Below are 18,306 nucleotides of genomic sequence, written 5' to 3'. Positions count from 1 at the left end.
GAAGATGAAGTGGACTTGGTTCCATCAATGGGGTTCGCCCAAGTGGTTCTATGAGCGCAGCGGCCGCTGGCTGCCGTGGCTGGCCGCGGCTGCCGTCGTGCTGCTGGCCGTCGGCATCGTCTGGGGCCTGGCCTTCGCGCCGCCGGAGAAGTACCAGGGTAACAGCTACCGGATCATCTACATCCACGTGCCGGCGGCGTTCCTCGCCCAGTCCTGCTACCTGATGATGGCGGTGGCCGGCCTGGTCGGCCTGGTGTGGAAGATGAAGCTGGCCGACGTGGCCCTGCAGCAGGCCGCGCCGATCGGCGCCTGGTTGTGCTTCGTCGCGCTGGTCACCGGCGCCATCTGGGGCAAGCCGACCTGGGGTACCTACTGGATCTGGGACGCGCGCCTGACTTCGATGCTGATCCTGCTGTTCCTCTACTTCGGCGTCATCGCCCTGGGCAACGCCATCTCCAACCGCGACAGCGCGGCCAAGGCCTGCGCGGTGCTGGCGCTGGTCGGCGCGGTGAACATCCCGATCATCCAGAAGTCCGTGGAGTGGTGGAACACCCTGCACCAGCCGGCCACCTTCAAGGTCACCGGCAAGGCCAGCATGAGCATGGAGATGTGGCTGCCGTTGCTGCTCTGCGTGCTCGGCTTCTACTGCTTCCTCGGCGCCGTGCTGCTCTATCGCATGCGCACCGAAGTGCTCAAGCGCGAGGCCCGCAGTAGCTGGGTGAAGGCCGAGATCGGCCGTCTGGTGGAGGGCAGGGCATGAGCTTCGCCTCCTTCAGCGAATTCCTTGCCATGGGCCACCATGGCGCCTACGTGTGGTCGGCCTACGGCATCAGCCTGGCGGTGCTGGCCCTCAACGTCGCGCTGCCGATCCTGGCCCGCCGGCGTTACCTGCAAGACGAGGCGCGCCGTTTGCGCCGGGAGAAACAACAGTGAACGCGGTCCGCAAGAAACGCCTGTACATCGTCCTGGCCATCCTCGTCGGCGTTTCCGCCGCGGTAGGCCTGGCCCTTAGCGCGCTGCAGGAGAACATCAACCTGTTCTACACCCCGACCCAGATCGCCAACGGCGAAGCGCCGCAGGACACCCGCATCCGCGCCGGTGGCATGGTCGCCAAGGGTTCGGTCAAGCGTTCCGCCGATTCGCTGGACGTCGAATTCGTGGTCACCGACTTCGCCAAGAGCGTGACCATCCGCTACCGCGGCATCCTGCCGGACTTGTTCCGCGAGGAGCAGGGCATAGTCGCCCTCGGTAAGCTGGGCGCCGACGGCGTGCTGGTGGCCGATGAGGTGCTGGCCAAGCACGACGAGAACTACATGCCGCCGGAAGTCACCAAGGCCCTGAAGGACAGCGGCAAGCTGCCGGCCGACGGCGAGGCCAAGCAATGAACGCCGCGCTGATGATTCCCGAGCTGGGCCATGTGGCCCTGATCCTCGCCCTGTGCCTGGCCCTGGTGCAGGCTATCCTGCCGCTGATCGGCGCCTGGCTCGGCGACCGCCAGTGGATGGGCCTGGCGCAGCCGGCGGCCTGGGGCCAGTTCACCATGCTGGCGTTCGCTTTCGCCTGCCTGACCTGGGCCTTCATGGCCGACGACTTCTCCGTGGCCTACGTGGCCAACAACTCCAACAGCGCCTTGCCCTGGTACTACAAGTTCAGCGCTGTGTGGGGCGCCCACGAGGGCTCGCTGCTGCTGTGGGCGCTGATCCTCGGCGGCTGGACCTTCGCCGTGGCGATCTTCTCGCGCCAGCTGCCGGACGTGATGCTGGCTCGCGTGCTGGCCGTGATGGGCATGATCAGCGTCGGTTTCCTGCTGTTCCTGATCATCACCTCCAACCCCTTCGAGCGCCTGCTGCCGGATGCGCCGCTCAACGGCCGCGACCTCAACCCGCTGCTGCAGGACTTCGGCCTGATCGTCCATCCGCCGATGCTGTACATGGGCTACGTCGGCTTCTCGGTGGCCTTCGCCTTCGCCATCGCCGCGCTGCTCGGCGGCAAGCTGGACGCCGCCTGGGCGCGCTGGTCGCGGCCCTGGACTATCGTTGCCTGGGCCTTCCTCGGCATCGGCATCGCCCTGGGCTCCTGGTGGGCCTACTACGAATTGGGTTGGGGCGGCTGGTGGTTCTGGGACCCGGTGGAGAACGCCTCGTTCATGCCCTGGCTGGTCGGCACCGCGCTGATCCACTCGCTGGCGGTGACCGAGAAGCGTGGCGTATTCAAGAGCTGGACCGTGCTGCTGGCCATCGCCGCCTTCTCCCTGAGCCTGCTCGGCACCTTCCTGGTCCGTTCCGGCGTGCTGACCTCGGTGCATGCCTTCGCCAACGACCCGGCGCGCGGTGTGTTCATCCTGATCTTCCTGCTGGTGGTGGTCGGCGGTTCGCTGGCGCTGTTCGCCGTGCGCGCGCCGGTGGTCAAGAGCCAGGTCGGCTTCGCCCTGTGGTCGCGCGAGACCCTGCTGCTGGCCAACAACCTGGTGCTGGTGGTGGCGGCCTCGATGATTCTGCTCGGCACCCTCTACCCGCTGGTGCTGGATGCGCTGTCCGGCGCCAAGCTGTCGGTCGGGCCGCCGTACTTCAACGCCCTGTTCGTGCCGCTGATGGCGCTGCTGATGCTGGTGATGGCCGTCGGCGTGCTGGTGCGCTGGAAGGACACCCCGGCGCAATGGCTGATCGGCATGCTCACCCCGGTACTGGTCGGCAGCGTGGTGCTCGGCTTCCTCGCCAGCTGGCTGTTCGGTGACTTCCACTGGAGCGTGCTGGCGGTATTCCTGCTGGCCTTCTGGGTGTTGCTGGCCGGTGTGCGCGACCTGCTCGACAAGTGCCGCCACAAGGGCCTGCTGAAGGGCATCCGTAGCCTCTCCAGCAGCTACTGGGGCATGCAGCTGGCACACCTGGGCATCGCCGTGTGCGCCATCGGCGTGGTGCTGGTCAGCCACGGCAGCGCCGAGCGTGACCTGCGCCTGGCGCCGGGCGAGTCCCTGGAGCTGGGTGGCTATGTGTTTGTATTCGAGGGTGCCAAGCACTTCGAGGGCCCCAACTTCACCTCGGACAAGGGCACCGTGCGCGTGCTGCAGGATGGCGAGGAAGTCGCCGTGCTGCATCCGGAGAAGCGCCTGTACACCGTGCAGCAGATGCCTATGACCGAGGCCGGCATCGACGCCGGGCTGACTCGCGACCTCTACGTCGCCCTCGGCGAGCCGCTGGAAAATGGCGCCTGGGCCGTGCGTGTGCACATCAAGCCCTACGTGCGCTGGATCTGGCTGGGCGGCCTAATGATGGGCCTCGGCGGCCTGCTGGCGGCCTTCGATCCGCGCTATCGGGTCAAGGTGCGGAGTCGCGTGCGCGATGTGCTGGGCATGCCGGAGGCGACTGCATGAAACGTCTGATCCTGCTGTTGCCGCTGGCGCTGTTCCTGGCCATGGCGGTGTTCCTCTACCGCGGCCTGTTCCTCAACCCGCAGGAACTGCCCTCGGCGCTGATCGACAAGCCGCTGCCGGCCTTCAGCCTGCCGGACCTGAAGAACGAGCAGCGCCTGATCACCGAGAAGGACCTCAAGGGTCCGGCGCTGGTCAACGTCTGGGCCACCTGGTGCCCGACCTGCAAGGCCGAGCACCAGATGCTCAATCGCCTTGCCGAGGCCGGCGTGGTGATCCACGGGGTCAACTACAAGGACGACAGCGCGGCCGCGCGCAAGTGGCTGAAGGACTACCTCGACCCGTACCAAGTCAATGTCGCCGACCCGCAGGGCTCGCTGGGCATCAACCTGGGCGTGTACGGCGCGCCGGAGACCTTCCTGATCGACGCCCAGGGTATCATCCGCCACAAGTACGTCGGCGCCATCGACGAGAACGTCTGGCGCAAGGAGCTGGCGCCGCGATACCAAGCCCTGCAGGAGGAAAAGCCGTGAAGCGCCTGCTGATCGCCTGCCTGCTGGGGCTGAGCCTGGTCGGCGCCGCCCGCGCCGCCATCGACACCTACCAGTTCAAGGACGAGGTCGAGCGCGAGCGCTTCCGCGGTCTCACCGAAGAGCTGCGGTGCCCGAAGTGCCAGAACCAGAACATCGCCGACTCCAATGCGCCGATCGCCACCGACCTGCGCCGCGAGATCTTCCGCATGCTGGAGGAGGGCAGGAGCGACAAGGAGATCGTCGATTTCCTGGTCATGCGCTATGGCGATTTCGTGATGTACAAGCCGCCGCTGGACAGCCGCACCTGGCTGCTCTGGTATGGCCCCTTCGGCCTGCTGGGCCTGGGCGCCATCGCGCTCTGCGTGCTGGTGTTGCGCCGCCGCAAGGTGAAGCAGGCGCCGGCACAGGTGGCCCTGAGCGCCGCCGAACGCGAGCGCCTGGACGCTCTGCTGAAAGAAACCCGGGATACCCAAGACTGATGATCGAATTCTGGCTCGCCGTCGGCCTGCTGCTGCTGGTCGGCACGGCTTTCCTGCTGATTCCCGTGCTGCGTGGCCGTCGCGCCCAGGCCGAGGAAGACCGCACCGCCCTCAACGTCGCCCTGTACCAGGAGCGCCTGGCCGAACTCACCGCTCAGCGCGAGGCCGGCACGCTGACGGTCGAGCAGTTCGACGCCGGCCAGGCCGAGGCCGCGCGTGAGCTGCTGGCCGACACCGAAGGCGCCGGCACTGGCCGCGGCCGTCTGCTGGGCAAGGCCCTGCCGCTGTTGATCGCCCTGGCACTGCCGGGCCTGACCTTCGCCCTGTACTGGCACTGGGGCGCCAGCCAGGATCTGGCCGCCATGCAGGATCGGCCGAGCATCGACCAGATGATCGCGCGCCTGGAACAGGCGGTCAAAGACAACCCGGATTCCGCCGAGGCCTGGTACTACCTGGGCCGCATCTACATGGGCAACGGCGACGCCGGCAAATCCGCCATGGCCTACGAGCACGCGGTGCGCGCCGCCGGCCGCGCGCCCGAGCTGCTCGGTCTGTGGGCCCAGGCCCTGTACTTCGCTGCGGACAAGCAGTGGAGCGCGCAGATGCAGGCCCTCACCGACGAGGCGCTCAAGGCCGACCCCAATGAGGCCACCAGCCTCGGCCTGCTGGGCATCGCCGCCTTCGAGGAAGAGCGCTTCGCCGAGGCCATCGACTACTGGCAGCGCCTGTCGGCGCAGATGCCGGCGGAAGACCCGGCCCGCGCCTCGATCCAGGTCGGCATCGAGCGTGCCCGCGAGCAGCTGCAGGCCGCCGGCCAGCCGGCGCCGGGCGAGGTGTTGAACAAATCCATGGCGCTGATCCGGGTCAGCGTCGATCTGGCTCCTACACTCAAGTCCAAGGTGCAGCCGGGCGATGCGGTGTTCGTCTTCGCCCGCGCCGCGTCTGGCCCGCCCATGCCGCTGGCGGTCAAGCGCCTGACCGTGGCCGACCTGCCGGCCAAGGTCGAACTGAGCGACAAGGATGCGATGATGGAGCAGCTCAAGCTTTCCAGTTTCCCGCAGATCCAGCTGGTGGCGCGCATCTCGCGCAGTGGCCTGGCGACCCAGGGTGAGTGGGTCGGCCGTGGTCAACCGATCGCCAGCAGCACCAGCGAGCCTCAGCAACTGCTGATCGACAGCCCGGAGCAAGCGCAATGAACAAGTCGCTGGTTTCCCTGAGCCTGCTGCTCGCCCTGAGCGGCTGCGCCCTGCAGCCTGGTGTCACGCCCAAAGGCGGCGAGCCCGCGCAGAAGCAGCAGAGCCACCCGCGCTACGCGCCGCCACCCGGTGGCAATGCCTACTGGGACCCGGCGCTGGGCGTGTACGTGATCCAGGGCAGCACCAAGCTGTACTACCGCGAGCGCGTCTACTACCGCTGGGATCGCGGCTGGAACTGGGCCAGCAGCCCGAACGGCCCCTGGCAGCCCACCGACAATAGCGGTGTGCCGGCCGGTCTGGGCCGCACCATCGCCGACTAACTCTCCAGCTTCGCCAGCGCAGCCTGCAGGTTGCGCCGGGCCGGCGCCTCCCACAGCGCCGCCAGCGGCGCGTGGTGATAGAGCGCAGGCATATCCAGCAACTGGCGCAATAGCCTGGCGCGGCCGGCGCGGAACAGCGGCTCCGGCACCCAGGCGTACTCGGCGCGCACGGCCGCCTCGTAGCCCGCATACACCGACGCATCGCTGGCCAGGATCGACAGGTCGATATCCACCACCAGCGCCGCATCGGCGTCGTCCGGCGCCTGCTGATGGCGGGTGGCGAGAATCATCTCGCGCAGCGCGTTGGCCTTTGCGCCCAGGCCCACTTCCTCCAGCCACTGGCAGGCACGCTCGGCGCTGACGGCCTCGTTGTCCTGGCGGCGGGTGTCGTAGATCAGGTCGTGGGTCCATAGCGCCAGCTCCACCAGTGCCGGATCCCTGGCCAGTTGCTGCCAGCGTTGCAGGTGAGCCAGGCAGGCCTGGATATGGCTGACGCCATGATAGTGGCGATCCGGCGCGGCATAGGCCGCCAAAAGCTCGGCGAAGCTGCCGGCTGGGGCCGAGCCGCCAAGTTCCTGCCAGAGCGCTTGCCAGCGTTTTTCCGAGAGCATCCTTCACCTCGCCATGATCGGGCCGCCAGCATAGCGCGGGCGCGGCTCTTGGCCGCGAAAAACCCTGTGATACACTCGCGCGACTTCCCGTTTCGCCCCTTATCACAAGGATTTCCATGCACTTCATGGCAGCGGACCGCCTCGTCCTGCGCATCTCCCGCCGTGTCCCCGCGGAGGCCCTGGCATGCGCCTGAAGTGCATCAAGCTGGCGGGCTTCAAGTCCTTCGTCGACCCCACCACGGTCAACTTCCCCAGCAACATGGCAGCGGTGGTCGGGCCCAACGGCTGCGGCAAGTCCAACATCATCGACGCCGTGCGCTGGGTGATGGGCGAGAGTTCGGCGAAGAACCTGCGCGGCGAGTCGATGACCGACGTCATCTTCAACGGCTCCAACACCCGCAAGCCGGTGACCCAGGCCTCCATCGAACTGATCTTCGACAACTCAGACGGCAGCCTGGTCGGCGAGTACGCGGCCTTCGCCGAGATTTCCATCCGTCGCCGGGTGACCCGCGACGCGCAGAACACCTATTTCCTCAACGGCACCAAGTGCCGCCGCCGCGACATCACCGACATCTTCCTCGGCACCGGCCTGGGCCCGCGCAGCTACTCGATCATCGAGCAGGGCATGATCTCCAAGCTGATCGAGGCGAAGCCCGAGGATCTGCGGAATTTCATCGAGGAAGCCGCCGGCATCTCCAAGTACAAAGAGCGTCGCCGCGAGACCGAGAGCCGCATCCGTCGCACCCAGGAAAACCTGGCGCGCCTGACCGACCTGCGCGAAGAGCTGGAGCGCCAGCTCGAACGCCTGCATCGCCAGGCCCAGGCCGCCGAGAAGTATCAGGAATACAAGGCCGAGGAGCGTCAGCTCAAGGCCCAGCTGTCGGCCCTGCGCTGGCAGGCGCTGAACCTGCAGGTGGGCAGCCGCGAGCAGGTGATCGGTGACCAGGAAGTGGCCTACGAGGCGCTGGTGGCCGAGCAGCGCAGCGCCGACGCCAGCATCGAGCGCCTGCGCGACGGCCACCACGAGCTGTCCGAACGCTTCAATCAGGTGCAGGCGCGCTTCTATTCGGTGGGCGGCGATATCGCCCGGGTCGAGCAGAGCATCCAGCACGGCCAGCAGCGCCTGCGCCAGCTGCAGGACGATCTCAACGAGGCGGAGCGCGCGCGCCTGGAAACCGAATCGCACCTGGGCCACGATCGCACCCTGCTGGCCACCCTGGGTGAAGAGCTGGCCATGCTCGAACCCGAGCAGGAGCTGACCAGCGCCGCCGCCGAGGAGTCCGCCGCCGCCCTGGAAGAAGCCGAAGGCGCCATGCACGGCTGGCAGGAGCAGTGGGAACACTTCAACCAGCGCAGCGCCGAGCCGCGCCGCCAGGCCGAAGTACAGCAATCGCGCATCGCCCAGCTAGAGCAGAGTCTGGAGCGTCTGGTGGAGCGTCAGCGCCGCCTGAGCGACGAACTGGCCCAGCTGGCCGCCGATCCCGAAGACGCCGCCATCCTCGAGCTGGCCGAGCAACTGGCCGTCAGCGACATGCACCTGGAAGAGCTGCACGCCGCCGAAGCAGGTCAGGCCGAGCACCTCGAACAGCTGCGCGGCGAACTGCAGCAGGCCAGCCAGGCCCAGCAACAGGCCCAGGGCGAACTGCAGCGGCTGAACGGCCGTCTCGCCTCCCTGGAGGCGTTGCAGCAGGCCGCGCTGAACCCAGGCAAAGGCGCCGCCGAGTGGCTGCGCGAGCAGCAGCTGAGCAATCGCCCGCGCCTGGCCGAAGGCCTGCGCGTAGAGAGCGGCTGGGAACTGGCGGTGGAGACGGTGCTGGGTGCCGATCTGCAGGCCGTGCTGCTGAATGATTTCGATGGCCTGAACCTGAACGACTTCGATCAGGGCGAGCTGCGCCTGATCAATCCGCAAGCCGGCGGCGCGCGCATGGCCGGCAGCCTACTGGACAAGGTCGAGGCGAATATCGACCTGGCGCCCTGGCTGGGCAAGGTGCGCCCGGTGGAGAGCCTGGACCAGGCCCTGGCCCAGCGCCTGCAGCTGGGCGATGGCGAGTCGCTGATCAGCCGAGATGGCTACTGGGTCGGCCGGCAGTTCCTGCGGGTGCGGCGCGCCAGCGAGGCGGAGAGCGGCGTGCTGGCGCGCGGCCAGGAGCTGGAGCGACTGCAGGCCGAGCGTGATGAACGCGAGGCGAACCTGGCCGATCTCGAGGAGAACCTGCAGCGCCTGCAGGCCGCACAGCGCCAGCAGGAAGAGGCGCGCGAACAGCAGCGTCGTCTGGTGCAGGACGAAGCACGGCGCCAGGGCGAGCTGAAGGCCAAACTCTCTGCCGGCCAGGCCAAGGTCGAGCAGCTGGCGCTGCGGCGGCGTCGCCTGGAGGAAGAGCAGGGCGAGGCCGCCGAGCAGCGCGAGCTGGAGCAGGAGCAGCTGGGCGAGTCACGCCTGGTGCTGCAGGACGCGCTGGACGCCATGGCCATCGACACCGAGCAGCGTGAGCAGCTGCTGGCCAGCCGCGACCAGCTGCGCGAGCGCCTCGACCGGGTGCGCCAGGAGGCGCGCCAGCACAAGGACCACGCCCATCAGCTGGCCGTGCGCCTGGGCAGCATCCGCGCGCAGCACGAGTCCACGCGCCAGGCCCTGGAGCGCCTGGAGCTGCAGTTCGAACGCGCCATCGAGCGTCGCGAGCAGCTCAACCTCAACCTGGAGGAGGGCGCCGCGCCGCTAGAAGAGCTGCGCATGAAGCTCGAGGAGCTGCTGGAGAGGCGCATGGGCGTGGAGGACGAGCTCAAGCTCGCCCGCCTGGCCCTGGAAGATGCCGACCGCGAGCTGCGCGACGCCGAAAAGCGCCGCAGCCAGGCCGAGCAGCAGGCGCAACTGCTGCGTGGCCAGCTGGAACAGCAGCGCATGGACTGGCAGGGCCTGAACATAAGGCGCAAGGCGCTGCAGGATCAGCTGCTGGAAGACGGCTACGACCTGCATGGAGTACTCGCCACGCTGCCTGCCGAGGCCAGCGAGGCGGCCTGGGACCAGCAGCTGGAGCAGCTGGCGGGGCGCATCGCCCGCCTGGGCGCGATCAACCTGGCGGCCATCGACGAGTACCAGCAGCAGTCCGAGCGCAAGCGCTACCTGGATGCGCAGAATGCCGACCTGGTGGAGGCGCTGGAGACCCTGGAAAACGTCATCCGCAAGATCGACAAGGAAACCCGCAACCGCTTCAAGGAGACCTTCGATCAGATCAACTCCGGGCTGCAGGCACTGTTCCCCAAGGTCTTCGGCGGCGGCCACGCCTACCTGGAGCTGACCGGCGAAGATTTGCTGGATACGGGCGTGGCGATCATGGCGAGGCCTCCGGGCAAGAAGAACAGCACCATCCACCTGCTCTCCGGTGGCGAGAAGGCGCTGACCGCCCTTGCGCTGGTGTTCGCCATCTTCAAGTTGAACCCGGCGCCGTTCTGCATGCTCGATGAAGTGGATGCACCGCTCGACGACGCCAACGTCGGCCGCTATGCGCGGCTGGTCAAGGAGATGTCGGAGACGGTGCAGTTCATCTACATCACCCACAACAAGATCGCCATGGAGATGGCCGATCAGCTGATGGGGGTGACCATGCACGAGCCGGGTTGCTCGCGCCTGGTGGCGGTGGATGTCGAGGAGGCGATGACCCTGGTAGAGGCCTGAGCAAGGCATTAAGCGCGGCAAAATGCCTTGCAACGGTGCACATTTACCGTTCGTCGTGCTAGCTTAGGACCCACTTTTGTTACGCGCGAAAAATACCTGTAGAAACATACAGTTGTTCGCGTTCCAAAGGGGCAGGAAGCCCTTATTTTCATTACATATTCATCTTTCAGGGGCTTGGGAGTTTCATGGAGCTGCGCTATTGGCTGATCGTCGTTGGTGTCATCGTCATCGTCGGCATTCTGTTTGATGGCTGGCGTCGCATGCGTGGCGGCAGTGGCAAGCTGAAGTTCAAGCTGGACCACAGTTTCAGCAACCTTCCCGACGACGATGCCGATCCCGACCTGCTTGGCCCCGCGCGCGTCATCGATCGCAAGCGCGAACCCGAATTCAACGAAGCGGACATGCCCACCGTCAGCGCCAGCGAGCTCAATCGCAAGCGCAACCTCGAACCCAAACAGGGCGATCTGGGACTGGACGCCGACGAGCCGGTGCCGACCCTGCTGATCCCGGTCGAGGACGACGAGGAGCTGCCCACCCAGGCCCGCGAGGCGCTGCCGGTGGAAGAAGTGCTGGTGATCAACGTGATCGCCCGCGATGCCGATGGCTTCAAGGGCCCGGCGCTGCTGCAGAACATCCTGGAGAGTGGCCTGCGCTTCGGCGAGATGGACATCTTCCACCGCCACGAGAGCATGGCCGGCAATGGCGAGGTGCTGTTCTCCATGGCCAATGGCGTCAAGCCGGGCACCTTCGATCTGGACGACTTCGAGCTGTTCTACACCCCGGCGGTGAGCTTCTTCCTCGGCCTGCCGGGCCCGCGCCATCCGAAGCAGGCGTTCGACGTGATGATCGCTGCCGCCCGCAAGCTGGCCCACGAGCTGAACGGCGAGCTGAAGGACGACCAGCGCAGCGTGATGACCGCGCAGACCATCGAACACTACCGTCAACGCATCGTCGAGTTCGAGCGCAAGAAGCAGCTCGCCGGCAAGCGCTGACCGCTTCAGCGCATTGCAATCCCAAGAGCAGCCTAGGCTGCTCTTGTCGTTTTCAAGGACACACGCACCATGACCGACGCCGCCCAACGCATTGCCGACCTCCGTGCCGAGCTGGATGAGCACAACTACCGCTACTACGTGCTGGACCAGCCGAGCGTACCGGACGCCGAGTACGACCGCCTGTTCCGCGAGCTGCAGGCCCTGGAGGCGGAGCATCCCGAGCTGGTGACGCCGGAATCGCCGACACAGCGTGTGGGTGGCGAGGCGCTGAGCGCCTTCGGCGAGGTACGTCACGAGGTGCCGATGCTCAGCCTGGGCAACGGTTTCGAGGAAGAAGACCTGCGCTCCTTCGACCGCAGCGTGCAGAGCGGCCTCGGCATTTCCGGTGGCGATCTGTTCGGCGGTGGCGCCGAGGTGGAGTACAGCTGCGAGCCCAAGCTCGATGGCCTGGCCGTCAGCCTGCTGTATCGCGATGGCCAACTGGTGCGTGGCGCCACCCGTGGCGACGGCAGCACGGGCGAAGACATCAGCGCCAACGTGCGTACCATCCGCAACGTACCGCTGAAGCTCAAGGGCGAGGGCTGGCCGGCGCTGTTGGAAGTGCGTGGCGAGGTGTACATGCCCAAGGCCGGCTTCGACGAGCTCAACGCGCGCCAGGCCGAGAGCGGCGGCAAGACCTTCGCCAACCCGCGCAACGCCGCCGCCGGCAGCCTGCGCCAACTCGACCCGCGCATCACCGCCAGCCGCCCGCTGGAGTTCTGCTGCTACGGCGTCGGCCAGGTCAGCGGCGAGCTGCCGGCCACCCAGGTCGGCATGCTGCAGCAGCTCAAGGCCTGGGGCGTGCCGATCAGCCGCGAGCTGAAACTGGCCAAGGGTGTGGAGGCCTGCCTGGACTACTACCGCGACATCGGCGAGCGGCGCATGGGCCTGGCCTATGACATCGACGGCGTGGTGTTCAAGGTCAACAACATCGAGGACCAGCAGCAGCTGGGCTTCCGCGCCCGCACCCCTCACTGGGCGCTGGCCCAGAAGTTCCCGGCTCAGGAGGAACTCACCGAGCTGCTCGATGTGGAGTTCCAGGTCGGCCGCACCGGCGCTGTCACCCCGGTGGCGCGGCTCAAACCGGTCAAGGTGGCCGGCGTCACCGTAGCCAACGCCACCCTGCACAACATGGACGAAGTGGCGCGCCTGGGCCTGATGATCGGCGATACAGTAATCATCCGCCGCGCCGGCGATGTAATCCCCCAGGTGATGCAGGTGGTGGCCGAGCGCCGTCCCGCCGATGCGCGGCCGGTACATGTGCCGGAGCAGTGCCCGGTGTGCGGCTCCGCGGTTGAGCGCACCCAGCTGGTCAAGCGCGCCAAGGGCAAGGAAACCACCAGCGAAGGCTCGGTCTATCGCTGCGTCGGCCGCCTGGCCTGCGGCGCCCAGCTGAAGCAGGCGATCATCCACTTCGCCTCGCGCCGTGCGCTGGATATCGAAGGTCTGGGCGACAAGATCGTCGAGCAGCTGGTCGACACCGGCCTCGTGGCTTCGCCGGCCGATCTTTTCACCCTGACCTACGAGCAGGTGGTGGCGCTGGACGGCTTTGCCGATCTGTCCACCCGCAACCTGCTGGCGGCGATCAAGGCCAGTGCCAAGCCGACCCTGGCGCGCTTCATCTATGCCCTGGGCATCCCGGACGTGGGCGAGGAAACCGCCAAGCTGCTGGCTCGCGCCCTCGGTTCGCTGGCGCGCATCCGCGTGGCCCTGCCGGAGGTGCTGACCTACCTGCCGGATGTCGGCCTGGAAGTCGCCTTCGAGATCCACAACTTCTTCGGCGACTCGCACAATCTCAAGGTCATCGACGACCTGCTGGCCCGTGGCGTCGAACTGCAGGAGGAGGGCGAGCTCAGCGCCGAGTTTGCCGCCTGCGCGACCCTACCGGGCTTTATCGACAAGCTCAACATCCCCTTCATCGCCGCTACCGGTGCCGAGAAACTGGCGGCCAAATTCGGCAGCCTGGAGGGTGTGATCAAGGCCGACTGGCTGGACCTGCGCCAGGTCGAGCGGCTCAACGAGAAGGCCGCCAAGTCCCTGCGCGACTTCTTCGATGTGCCGGCCAACGCCGAGCGCGCCGTGCGTATCGAGGCGCAGTTGCGTGACTTCGGCATGCACTGGACGAGCGAGAAGAAGGTGGTCGAGGGCTTGCCGCTGGCGGGGCAGACCTGGGTGCTGACGGGCACGCTGGAGACCATGAGCCGCGATGTCGGCAAGGACAAGCTGGAAGGCCTGGGCGCCAAGGTGGCGGGATCGGTATCGGCCAAGACCCACTGCGTGGTAGCTGGACCGGGCGCCGGCTCCAAGCTGGCGAAAGCCAGTGAGCTGGGCGTGAAGGTGATGGACGAGGCGGAGTTTCTGCAGCTGCTGGCCGGCTACGGACTCTGAGCTAAGAGGCCCCGGCGAGCGCCGGGGCCCTGACCATTACTGGCCGGTGACGTTGACGCAGGTCTTGCCGTAGAAGGGGTAGAAGCCCTTGGTGTGGTAGTCGGCGGTGGCAACGGTGGAGATGCTGCCGTTGGCCTTGGCGGCTTCGATGGAAGCGTCGCCCTTGTTGATCAGGCCGATGATGGTGGTGGCGCAGGAGGTGCCCTGCTTGCCGCCCTGGGCGGTGGTGGCGGTGATCGGGCCTTTGACGTCGGTGATCAGGCCTACACCTACCGGCGACAGACCGTTGGCGCAGCCGCTCAGCAGGGTGGCGAAGGCAGTGGCAGTCAGAATACGTTTGATCATGATGTAGCATCCTTGGCTTTTTAATACGACCCGGCCCAATACCGGGCTCGCGGCGACCTTAACCAAGGACGGGCTGCGGAGCAAACGCGCTTGCCCGCAGCGTTGACTGGTTCAAATTCTGCGCATCTGCTCAGGTATTTGCTAGCAATCCCAGGTTGCCTTCCTGCAGCGAGGTACCGACGAGTCCGGGCAGCGGTGGGCGGCTGGCGTCTCGGTATTCGCTGGGCGTGCAGCCCAGGCACTGCTTGAAGGCGCGGGCGAAGTAGGAGGGATCCTTGAAGCCGGCCTCGTAGCCGATGCTGGTGACCGGCATCTGGCTGTTGTTGAGCAACTCCTTGGCCAGGTCCATGCGCTTGCGCAGCACATATTCCATGAAGCCCAGGCCGTGTACCTCCTTGAACAGCCGCGAGAAGCGAAAGGGCGTCATGCCGCAGCGCTGGGCCAGATCCTTCTGATCGATGCCTTCGCGATAGTGCTGGTCAATGTAGGAGATGGCCTTCTGCAGGGCGTGGTGCTTCTGGTGTTCCTTGGTCAGGCGAATGCTGTCCGGCAGGTTGCCGCAGCGCTCGACCTGCGGCTTCTTGGCATGGATGTCTTCCTGCCAGCGCAACTGGCAGAGGTGCTGCAGCGATTGCAGGTAGCGGTTCTTCTCCTGGTTGCCCAGTGGCAGCACCAGATACTCCCAGACGCCGGAACGCATGGCCCAGACGGCCAGTTCCTCGGAATGCTGCACGGTGAACATGGTGATGGGGATGGAAGGTGCGGTGCGCTTGACCTCCAGAACCAGGTTCAACCCCAGGACATCGGGGCGATCGAAGTGCATGCAGATCATGTCCGGCTGCTGGCCGGCCTCGCGCGCCGGCAGTCCGGATTCCTTGGCCAGCCGACAATCGCAGGCCAGGCGGAACTGTTCCATGAGCTCCTCGGTGGAGCGGTCATGGGTCAGGTCCAGCCACAGCAGCACTGGCTTGCGCTGGTTGTTGTTGGTGGCCGAGTTAGACTTCATTCACTTAGCTCTGCACATTTTTCTGGCTCCCCAATGTGAGGAGTATTGTCAATGTGCCATCAGTACAAATACGTAATCGAAATATCGCCGATGCGCTTAGTTCTGTTGCGTTTTATGGAATATAAGCATATGATTTTTCAGCTTTTATCTTTTAAAAGCTGACCATTTCTCAGGGCGCTTCAGCGCTCCGCTTGTCGCCTGCGAATCGTTTACAGAACCGTCTAAGAGAGGTTCCGTTTATTCGCCTGAGTCGACTTTCCACAGAGCGTAGCCGGGATGCAAAAAAGTCCTAGCGATGCGCAAAAAACTCCTAACCGCAAAATTCCGCCTCCACTAGCGTGAACCTCAAGCCGACAAGTTGCTCGGCTGCCGGGTGATGTAACTATTGAGTGAGGTGGCCAAAATGAAACTGGAAAGCATCAAGTCAGCGATAGGCAAATTCCTGCAGGATGAAGAGGGCCTGACCATCGTCGAGTATGCGGTGGCCGGTGGTCTGGTGACCCTGGGCGTGGTCACCGTATTCATCGCCCTTGGCAACAATGTCTGCGGTGTCATTACCAGCCTGAAGGATGCAGTGCTTGGTACCAACACTCCTGTTGCCGCTTGCGCCTGATTTGCACGGGCGTTTGTTGCCATGGCCAGGGCGCAGGTCTTCACTGCGGCGTTGCTGCTAGGTCTGTTGGCGATTGCGGTGGTGAGCGATGTACGTCGCCACCGCATTCCCAACCAGCTGATCCTGGCTGGTCTGGCGGTGGCACTGACGCTGCAGCTGTATGCCGGGGGTATCGCCGGGCTCGGCAACCTGGTGCTTGGCATGCTGATCGGCTTCGGCCTGTTCATCCCGTTGTACGCACTGGGTGGCATGGCTGCCGGCGACGTGAAGCTGATGGCCATGGCCGGTGCCTTCATGACGCCCACCCATGCGGTGTGGATGGCCTTCTTCAGCTTGATCGCCGGCTCCCTGTGCGGTGTGCTGATCATTCTGGCACGCGGTCAGCTGACGCTGACCCTGTCACGCTACTGGCTGATTCTGTTGTCGCGCACTCCTGTGGCGCCTGCCGTCGATGAAGTCGCCGGCAAGCCTTTTCCCTACTCGGTCGCCATCTTCCTCGGCGTGCTGCTGGCTCTGGTCTGGCGGCCCTTCGACCCCTGGCTGATCCTGGGATACGCCTTTGGCTGAGGAGGGCACGTCATGTATGCGATCAGCGACAGCGGCTCCTACCCCAGCGAACGCGAGGCCGTGCAGCGTTTGGCGCCGCAGCCGAAGAGCATCGGCGAGACCGGACTCAACGAGAATTTTCTTGGCGACCTGCTGTGCAAGCATCTGCACGATGCCGGTGTGCTCGACTTGCCGCGCCTGGTCGGGCGCCTCGCCCTGACCGGGGCGGTGGTCGAAGAGATCTTGCAGTTCCTGCGCAAGCAGGGACGGGTCGAGGTGCTTGGCCAGACCGGTGGCCTGGCCCTGCGCTATGGCCTGACCGAGCGTGGCCGCGTGGCCGCCCGCGATGCCTTCGAGCGCAGCGGCTACCTGGGCGCCGCGCCGTTCCCGGTGAGCGCCTATCGCTCCCTGCTCAAGGTGCAGACTATCCACCACGGCCGCATCACCGCGCGCGACATGCGCAACGCCTTCAGCGGCGTGGTGCTCACCGAGGGCATGCTCGACCAGCTCGGCGTGGCCATGAATTCCGGCCGCGCCATCATGATCTACGGCCCGGCGGGCACCGGTAAGACCTATATCAGCACGCGCCTGATCCGCCTGTTTGCCGAGGCCATCTGGGTGCCCTATGCCATCGCCATCAACGAATCGGTGGTTGAGGTCTATGACCCCCAGGTGCACCAGAGCCTGGAGGAGACCCAGCAGAACCCGCTGATGCTCGACGAGGGCATCGATCGCCGCCTGCTGTGCTGCAAGCGGCCGATCGTGATCACCGGCGGCGAGCTGAGCATGGAGCAGCTGGATATCCGCTACGACCCCTACAGTCGCCAGTACCAGGCGCCGCTGCAGCTGAAGGCCAGCAACGGCCTGTTCATCATCGACGACATGGGTCGCCAGCGCATGGCCCCGGCCGAGCTGCTCAACCGCTGGATAGTGCCGATGGAGGAGAAGCGCGACTTCCTCAATCTCGGCGGCGGGCGCCACTGCGAGCTGCCGTTCGACCTGGTGCTGGTGTTCTCCACCAACCTCAATCCGCTGGAACTGGCCGACGAGGCCTTCCTGCGGCGGATTGGCTACAAGCTGCATTTCAACTACCTCAATCCCGAGGATTACGAGCGCATCTGGCACCAGGAGTGCGATCGCCTGGGCGTGGTGTTCGACCCCTTGCTGCTGCGTTACGTGCTGCAGGGGCTCTACGAGGCGGAGGGCATGCCGCTGGTGCCCTGCCATCCGCGCGACCTGCTGAGCATGGCGCTGGATCGCCAGCGTTACCTGGACGGCTCCGGCCCGCTGTCGCCGCGGGAGCTGGAATGGGCCTGGCACAACTATTTCGTGCAGCTGGATTTTCTCGGCTGAGGAGATGCAGAGATGAGTGCTCGTACTCTCACGCTAGTGGTCTTGTCCCTGGTCATGGGGCTGGGCGCCGCCTGGATGGCCAACAACTGGCTGAGCAACCGGCTCAGCGGTGGCCCCGATGACGACATGCAGAGCGTCATGGTGGCAGCCGTGGAGATTCCCTTCGGCACCATGCTCGAGGCCCAGCACGTGTCCCAGGTGCGCATGCCCAAGGGCACTGCTCCGGACGATTCCTTCGACAGCCCGGAGAAGGCCATCGGCAAGATCGCCACCTTCTCCATGCTGCGTGGCGACATCCTGCGCAGTGCACGCCTGGCCGAACACCTCGGCGGCAGCACCCTGGCCTCGCTGATCGAATCCGACAAGCGCGCGATCTCGGTGCGGGTGGACGATGTGGTCGGCGTGGCCGGCTTCCTCCTGCCAGGCAATCGGGTCGATGTGCTCGCCACCAAGAAGTCCAGCAACGCCAACGCCCAGTCCGAGACCATCCTCGAGGACCTGCGAGTGCTGGCCGTCGACCAGACCTCCAGCACCGACAAGACCCAGCCGGTAGTGGTGCGCGCGGTCACCCTGGAAATGACTCCCGAAGAGGCCGAGGTGCTGGTCAAGGCCATGGCCGAAGGGCGCCTGCAGCTGGCCCTGCGCAACCCGCTGGACAACCAGAAGCGGCCACCGGAGCCAGCGCCGGTGGCGGATAAGCCGGCACCGGCTCCCGCTCCGGCACCGGTCAAACCGGTGGTCAAGCGCAGCAGCGGCGGGGCCGGGGTGACCATCATCCGCGGCACGGCGGTGAACGTAGCAAAGGTGCACTAGCCCGGATTGCGGGCGACCTCTAGACAAGGAGA

At 65.9% G+C, this 18,306-nt stretch carries 18 protein-coding genes; 15 read left to right on the top strand and 3 right to left on the bottom strand.

Translation table 11 applies throughout. From position 1 onward, the window contains the following. Nucleotides 1-4 precede the first annotated feature (4 nt). The 8 genes from OH686_RS02595 to OH686_RS02560 are packed head-to-tail and all read left to right on the top strand — an operon-like array spanning nucleotide 5 to nucleotide 5,895. Entirely contained in the window at nucleotides 5-760 is a 756-nt protein-coding gene (locus OH686_RS02595) for a heme ABC transporter permease (protein ID WP_289538789.1), read from the top strand. Beyond that, nucleotides 757-933, top strand: a complete 177-nt coding sequence (gene ccmD / locus OH686_RS02590; RefSeq protein WP_289536040.1) for a heme exporter protein CcmD — start codon at nucleotides 757-759, stop codon at nucleotides 931-933. The genes OH686_RS02595 and ccmD overlap by 4 nt, the downstream gene beginning before the upstream one ends. Then, on the top strand, nucleotides 930-1,385 hold the full coding sequence (ccmE, locus tag OH686_RS02585; RefSeq protein WP_289536039.1) for a cytochrome c maturation protein CcmE: 456 nt from the start codon (nucleotides 930-932) through the stop codon (nucleotides 1,383-1,385). The genes ccmD and ccmE overlap by 4 nt, the downstream gene beginning before the upstream one ends. Before the next feature lie 11 nt (nucleotides 1,386-1,396). Further along, nucleotides 1,397-3,370: a heme lyase CcmF/NrfE family subunit gene (locus tag OH686_RS02580; RefSeq protein ID WP_289538786.1), complete on the top strand. Its 1,974-nt coding sequence runs from the start codon at nucleotides 1,397-1,399 to the stop codon at nucleotides 3,368-3,370. Continuing rightward, entirely contained in the window at nucleotides 3,367-3,900 is a 534-nt protein-coding gene (locus tag OH686_RS02575; protein ID WP_289536038.1) for a DsbE family thiol:disulfide interchange protein, read from the top strand. The genes OH686_RS02580 and OH686_RS02575 overlap by 4 nt, the downstream gene beginning before the upstream one ends. Further along, nucleotides 3,897-4,379: a cytochrome c-type biogenesis protein gene (locus OH686_RS02570; protein WP_289536037.1), complete on the top strand. Its 483-nt coding sequence runs from the start codon at nucleotides 3,897-3,899 to the stop codon at nucleotides 4,377-4,379. Before OH686_RS02575 ends, OH686_RS02570 begins: the two co-directional genes overlap by 4 nt. Further along, nucleotides 4,379-5,575: a c-type cytochrome biogenesis protein CcmI gene (gene ccmI, locus OH686_RS02565; protein ID WP_289536036.1), complete on the top strand. Its 1,197-nt coding sequence runs from the start codon at nucleotides 4,379-4,381 to the stop codon at nucleotides 5,573-5,575. Before OH686_RS02570 ends, ccmI begins: the two co-directional genes overlap by 1 nt. Then, entirely contained in the window at nucleotides 5,572-5,895 is a 324-nt protein-coding gene (locus OH686_RS02560; protein WP_137972880.1) for a hypothetical protein, read from the top strand. The genes ccmI and OH686_RS02560 overlap by 4 nt, the downstream gene beginning before the upstream one ends. Here OH686_RS02560 and OH686_RS02555 read toward each other — a convergent pair. Further along, on the bottom strand, nucleotides 5,892-6,506 hold the full coding sequence (locus OH686_RS02555) for an HD domain-containing protein (RefSeq protein WP_289536035.1): 615 nt from the start codon (nucleotides 6,504-6,506) through the stop codon (nucleotides 5,892-5,894). The genes OH686_RS02560 and OH686_RS02555 overlap by 4 nt on opposite strands. Nucleotides 6,507-6,690: 184 nt before the next feature. Here OH686_RS02555 and smc point away from each other — a divergent pair, with 184 nt between their 5' ends. From smc to ligA, 3 genes are all read left to right on the top strand, one after another. Then, complete coding sequence (smc, locus tag OH686_RS02550; protein ID WP_289536034.1) at nucleotides 6,691-10,179, top strand: chromosome segregation protein SMC; 3,489 nt, start codon at nucleotides 6,691-6,693, stop codon at nucleotides 10,177-10,179. Between the two features lie 185 nt (nucleotides 10,180-10,364). After that, nucleotides 10,365-11,171 (top strand): cell division protein ZipA, encoded by an 807-nt coding sequence (zipA, locus tag OH686_RS02545; protein WP_289536033.1) that lies wholly within the window; start codon nucleotides 10,365-10,367, stop codon nucleotides 11,169-11,171. 69 nt (nucleotides 11,172-11,240) lie between these two features. Continuing rightward, the gene (gene ligA / locus OH686_RS02540) at nucleotides 11,241-13,598 is read left to right on the top strand and encodes an NAD-dependent DNA ligase LigA (protein WP_289536032.1); all 2,358 of its coding nucleotides are present in this window, start codon (nucleotides 11,241-11,243) and stop codon (nucleotides 13,596-13,598) included. A gap of 36 nt (nucleotides 13,599-13,634) precedes the next feature. On the opposite strand, the gene OH686_RS02535 is transcribed toward ligA, so the two are convergent. Further along, nucleotides 13,635-13,943 (bottom strand): TRL-like family protein, encoded by a 309-nt coding sequence (locus OH686_RS02535; RefSeq protein ID WP_137972885.1) that lies wholly within the window; start codon nucleotides 13,941-13,943, stop codon nucleotides 13,635-13,637. 130 nt (nucleotides 13,944-14,073) lie between these two features. Further along, complete coding sequence (locus OH686_RS02530) at nucleotides 14,074-14,949, bottom strand: response regulator transcription factor (protein WP_289536031.1); 876 nt, start codon at nucleotides 14,947-14,949, stop codon at nucleotides 14,074-14,076. A gap of 403 nt (nucleotides 14,950-15,352) precedes the next feature. On the opposite strand from OH686_RS02530, the gene OH686_RS02525 reads away from it, so the two are divergent. Genes OH686_RS02525 through cpaB form a run of 4 tightly spaced genes read left to right on the top strand, consistent with a single transcriptional unit; the run spans nucleotide 15,353 to nucleotide 18,274 of the window. Then, the gene (locus tag OH686_RS02525; RefSeq protein ID WP_289536030.1) at nucleotides 15,353-15,562 is read left to right on the top strand and encodes a Flp family type IVb pilin; all 210 of its coding nucleotides are present in this window, start codon (nucleotides 15,353-15,355) and stop codon (nucleotides 15,560-15,562) included. Between the two features lie 21 nt (nucleotides 15,563-15,583). Then, the gene (locus OH686_RS02520) at nucleotides 15,584-16,129 is read left to right on the top strand and encodes an A24 family peptidase (protein WP_289536029.1); all 546 of its coding nucleotides are present in this window, start codon (nucleotides 15,584-15,586) and stop codon (nucleotides 16,127-16,129) included. 12 nt (nucleotides 16,130-16,141) lie between these two features. Further along, a complete protein-coding gene (locus tag OH686_RS02515; RefSeq protein ID WP_289536028.1) occupies nucleotides 16,142-17,461 on the top strand; it encodes a DUF8689 domain-containing protein in 1,320 nt (439 codons plus the stop codon). A gap of 12 nt (nucleotides 17,462-17,473) precedes the next feature. Beyond that, nucleotides 17,474-18,274, top strand: coding sequence for a Flp pilus assembly protein CpaB (cpaB, locus tag OH686_RS02510; RefSeq protein WP_289536027.1), 801 nt, complete (start codon nucleotides 17,474-17,476; stop codon nucleotides 18,272-18,274). Nucleotides 18,275-18,306: the final 32 nt, after the last annotated feature.

Source organism: Pseudomonas sp. SO81, from assembly GCF_030374125.1.
Lineage (GTDB): Bacteria > Pseudomonadota > Gammaproteobacteria > Pseudomonadales > Pseudomonadaceae > Aquipseudomonas.
Note: the sequence above shows the minus strand (reverse complement) of the source record. Positions and strands in the feature narration are given on the sequence as shown.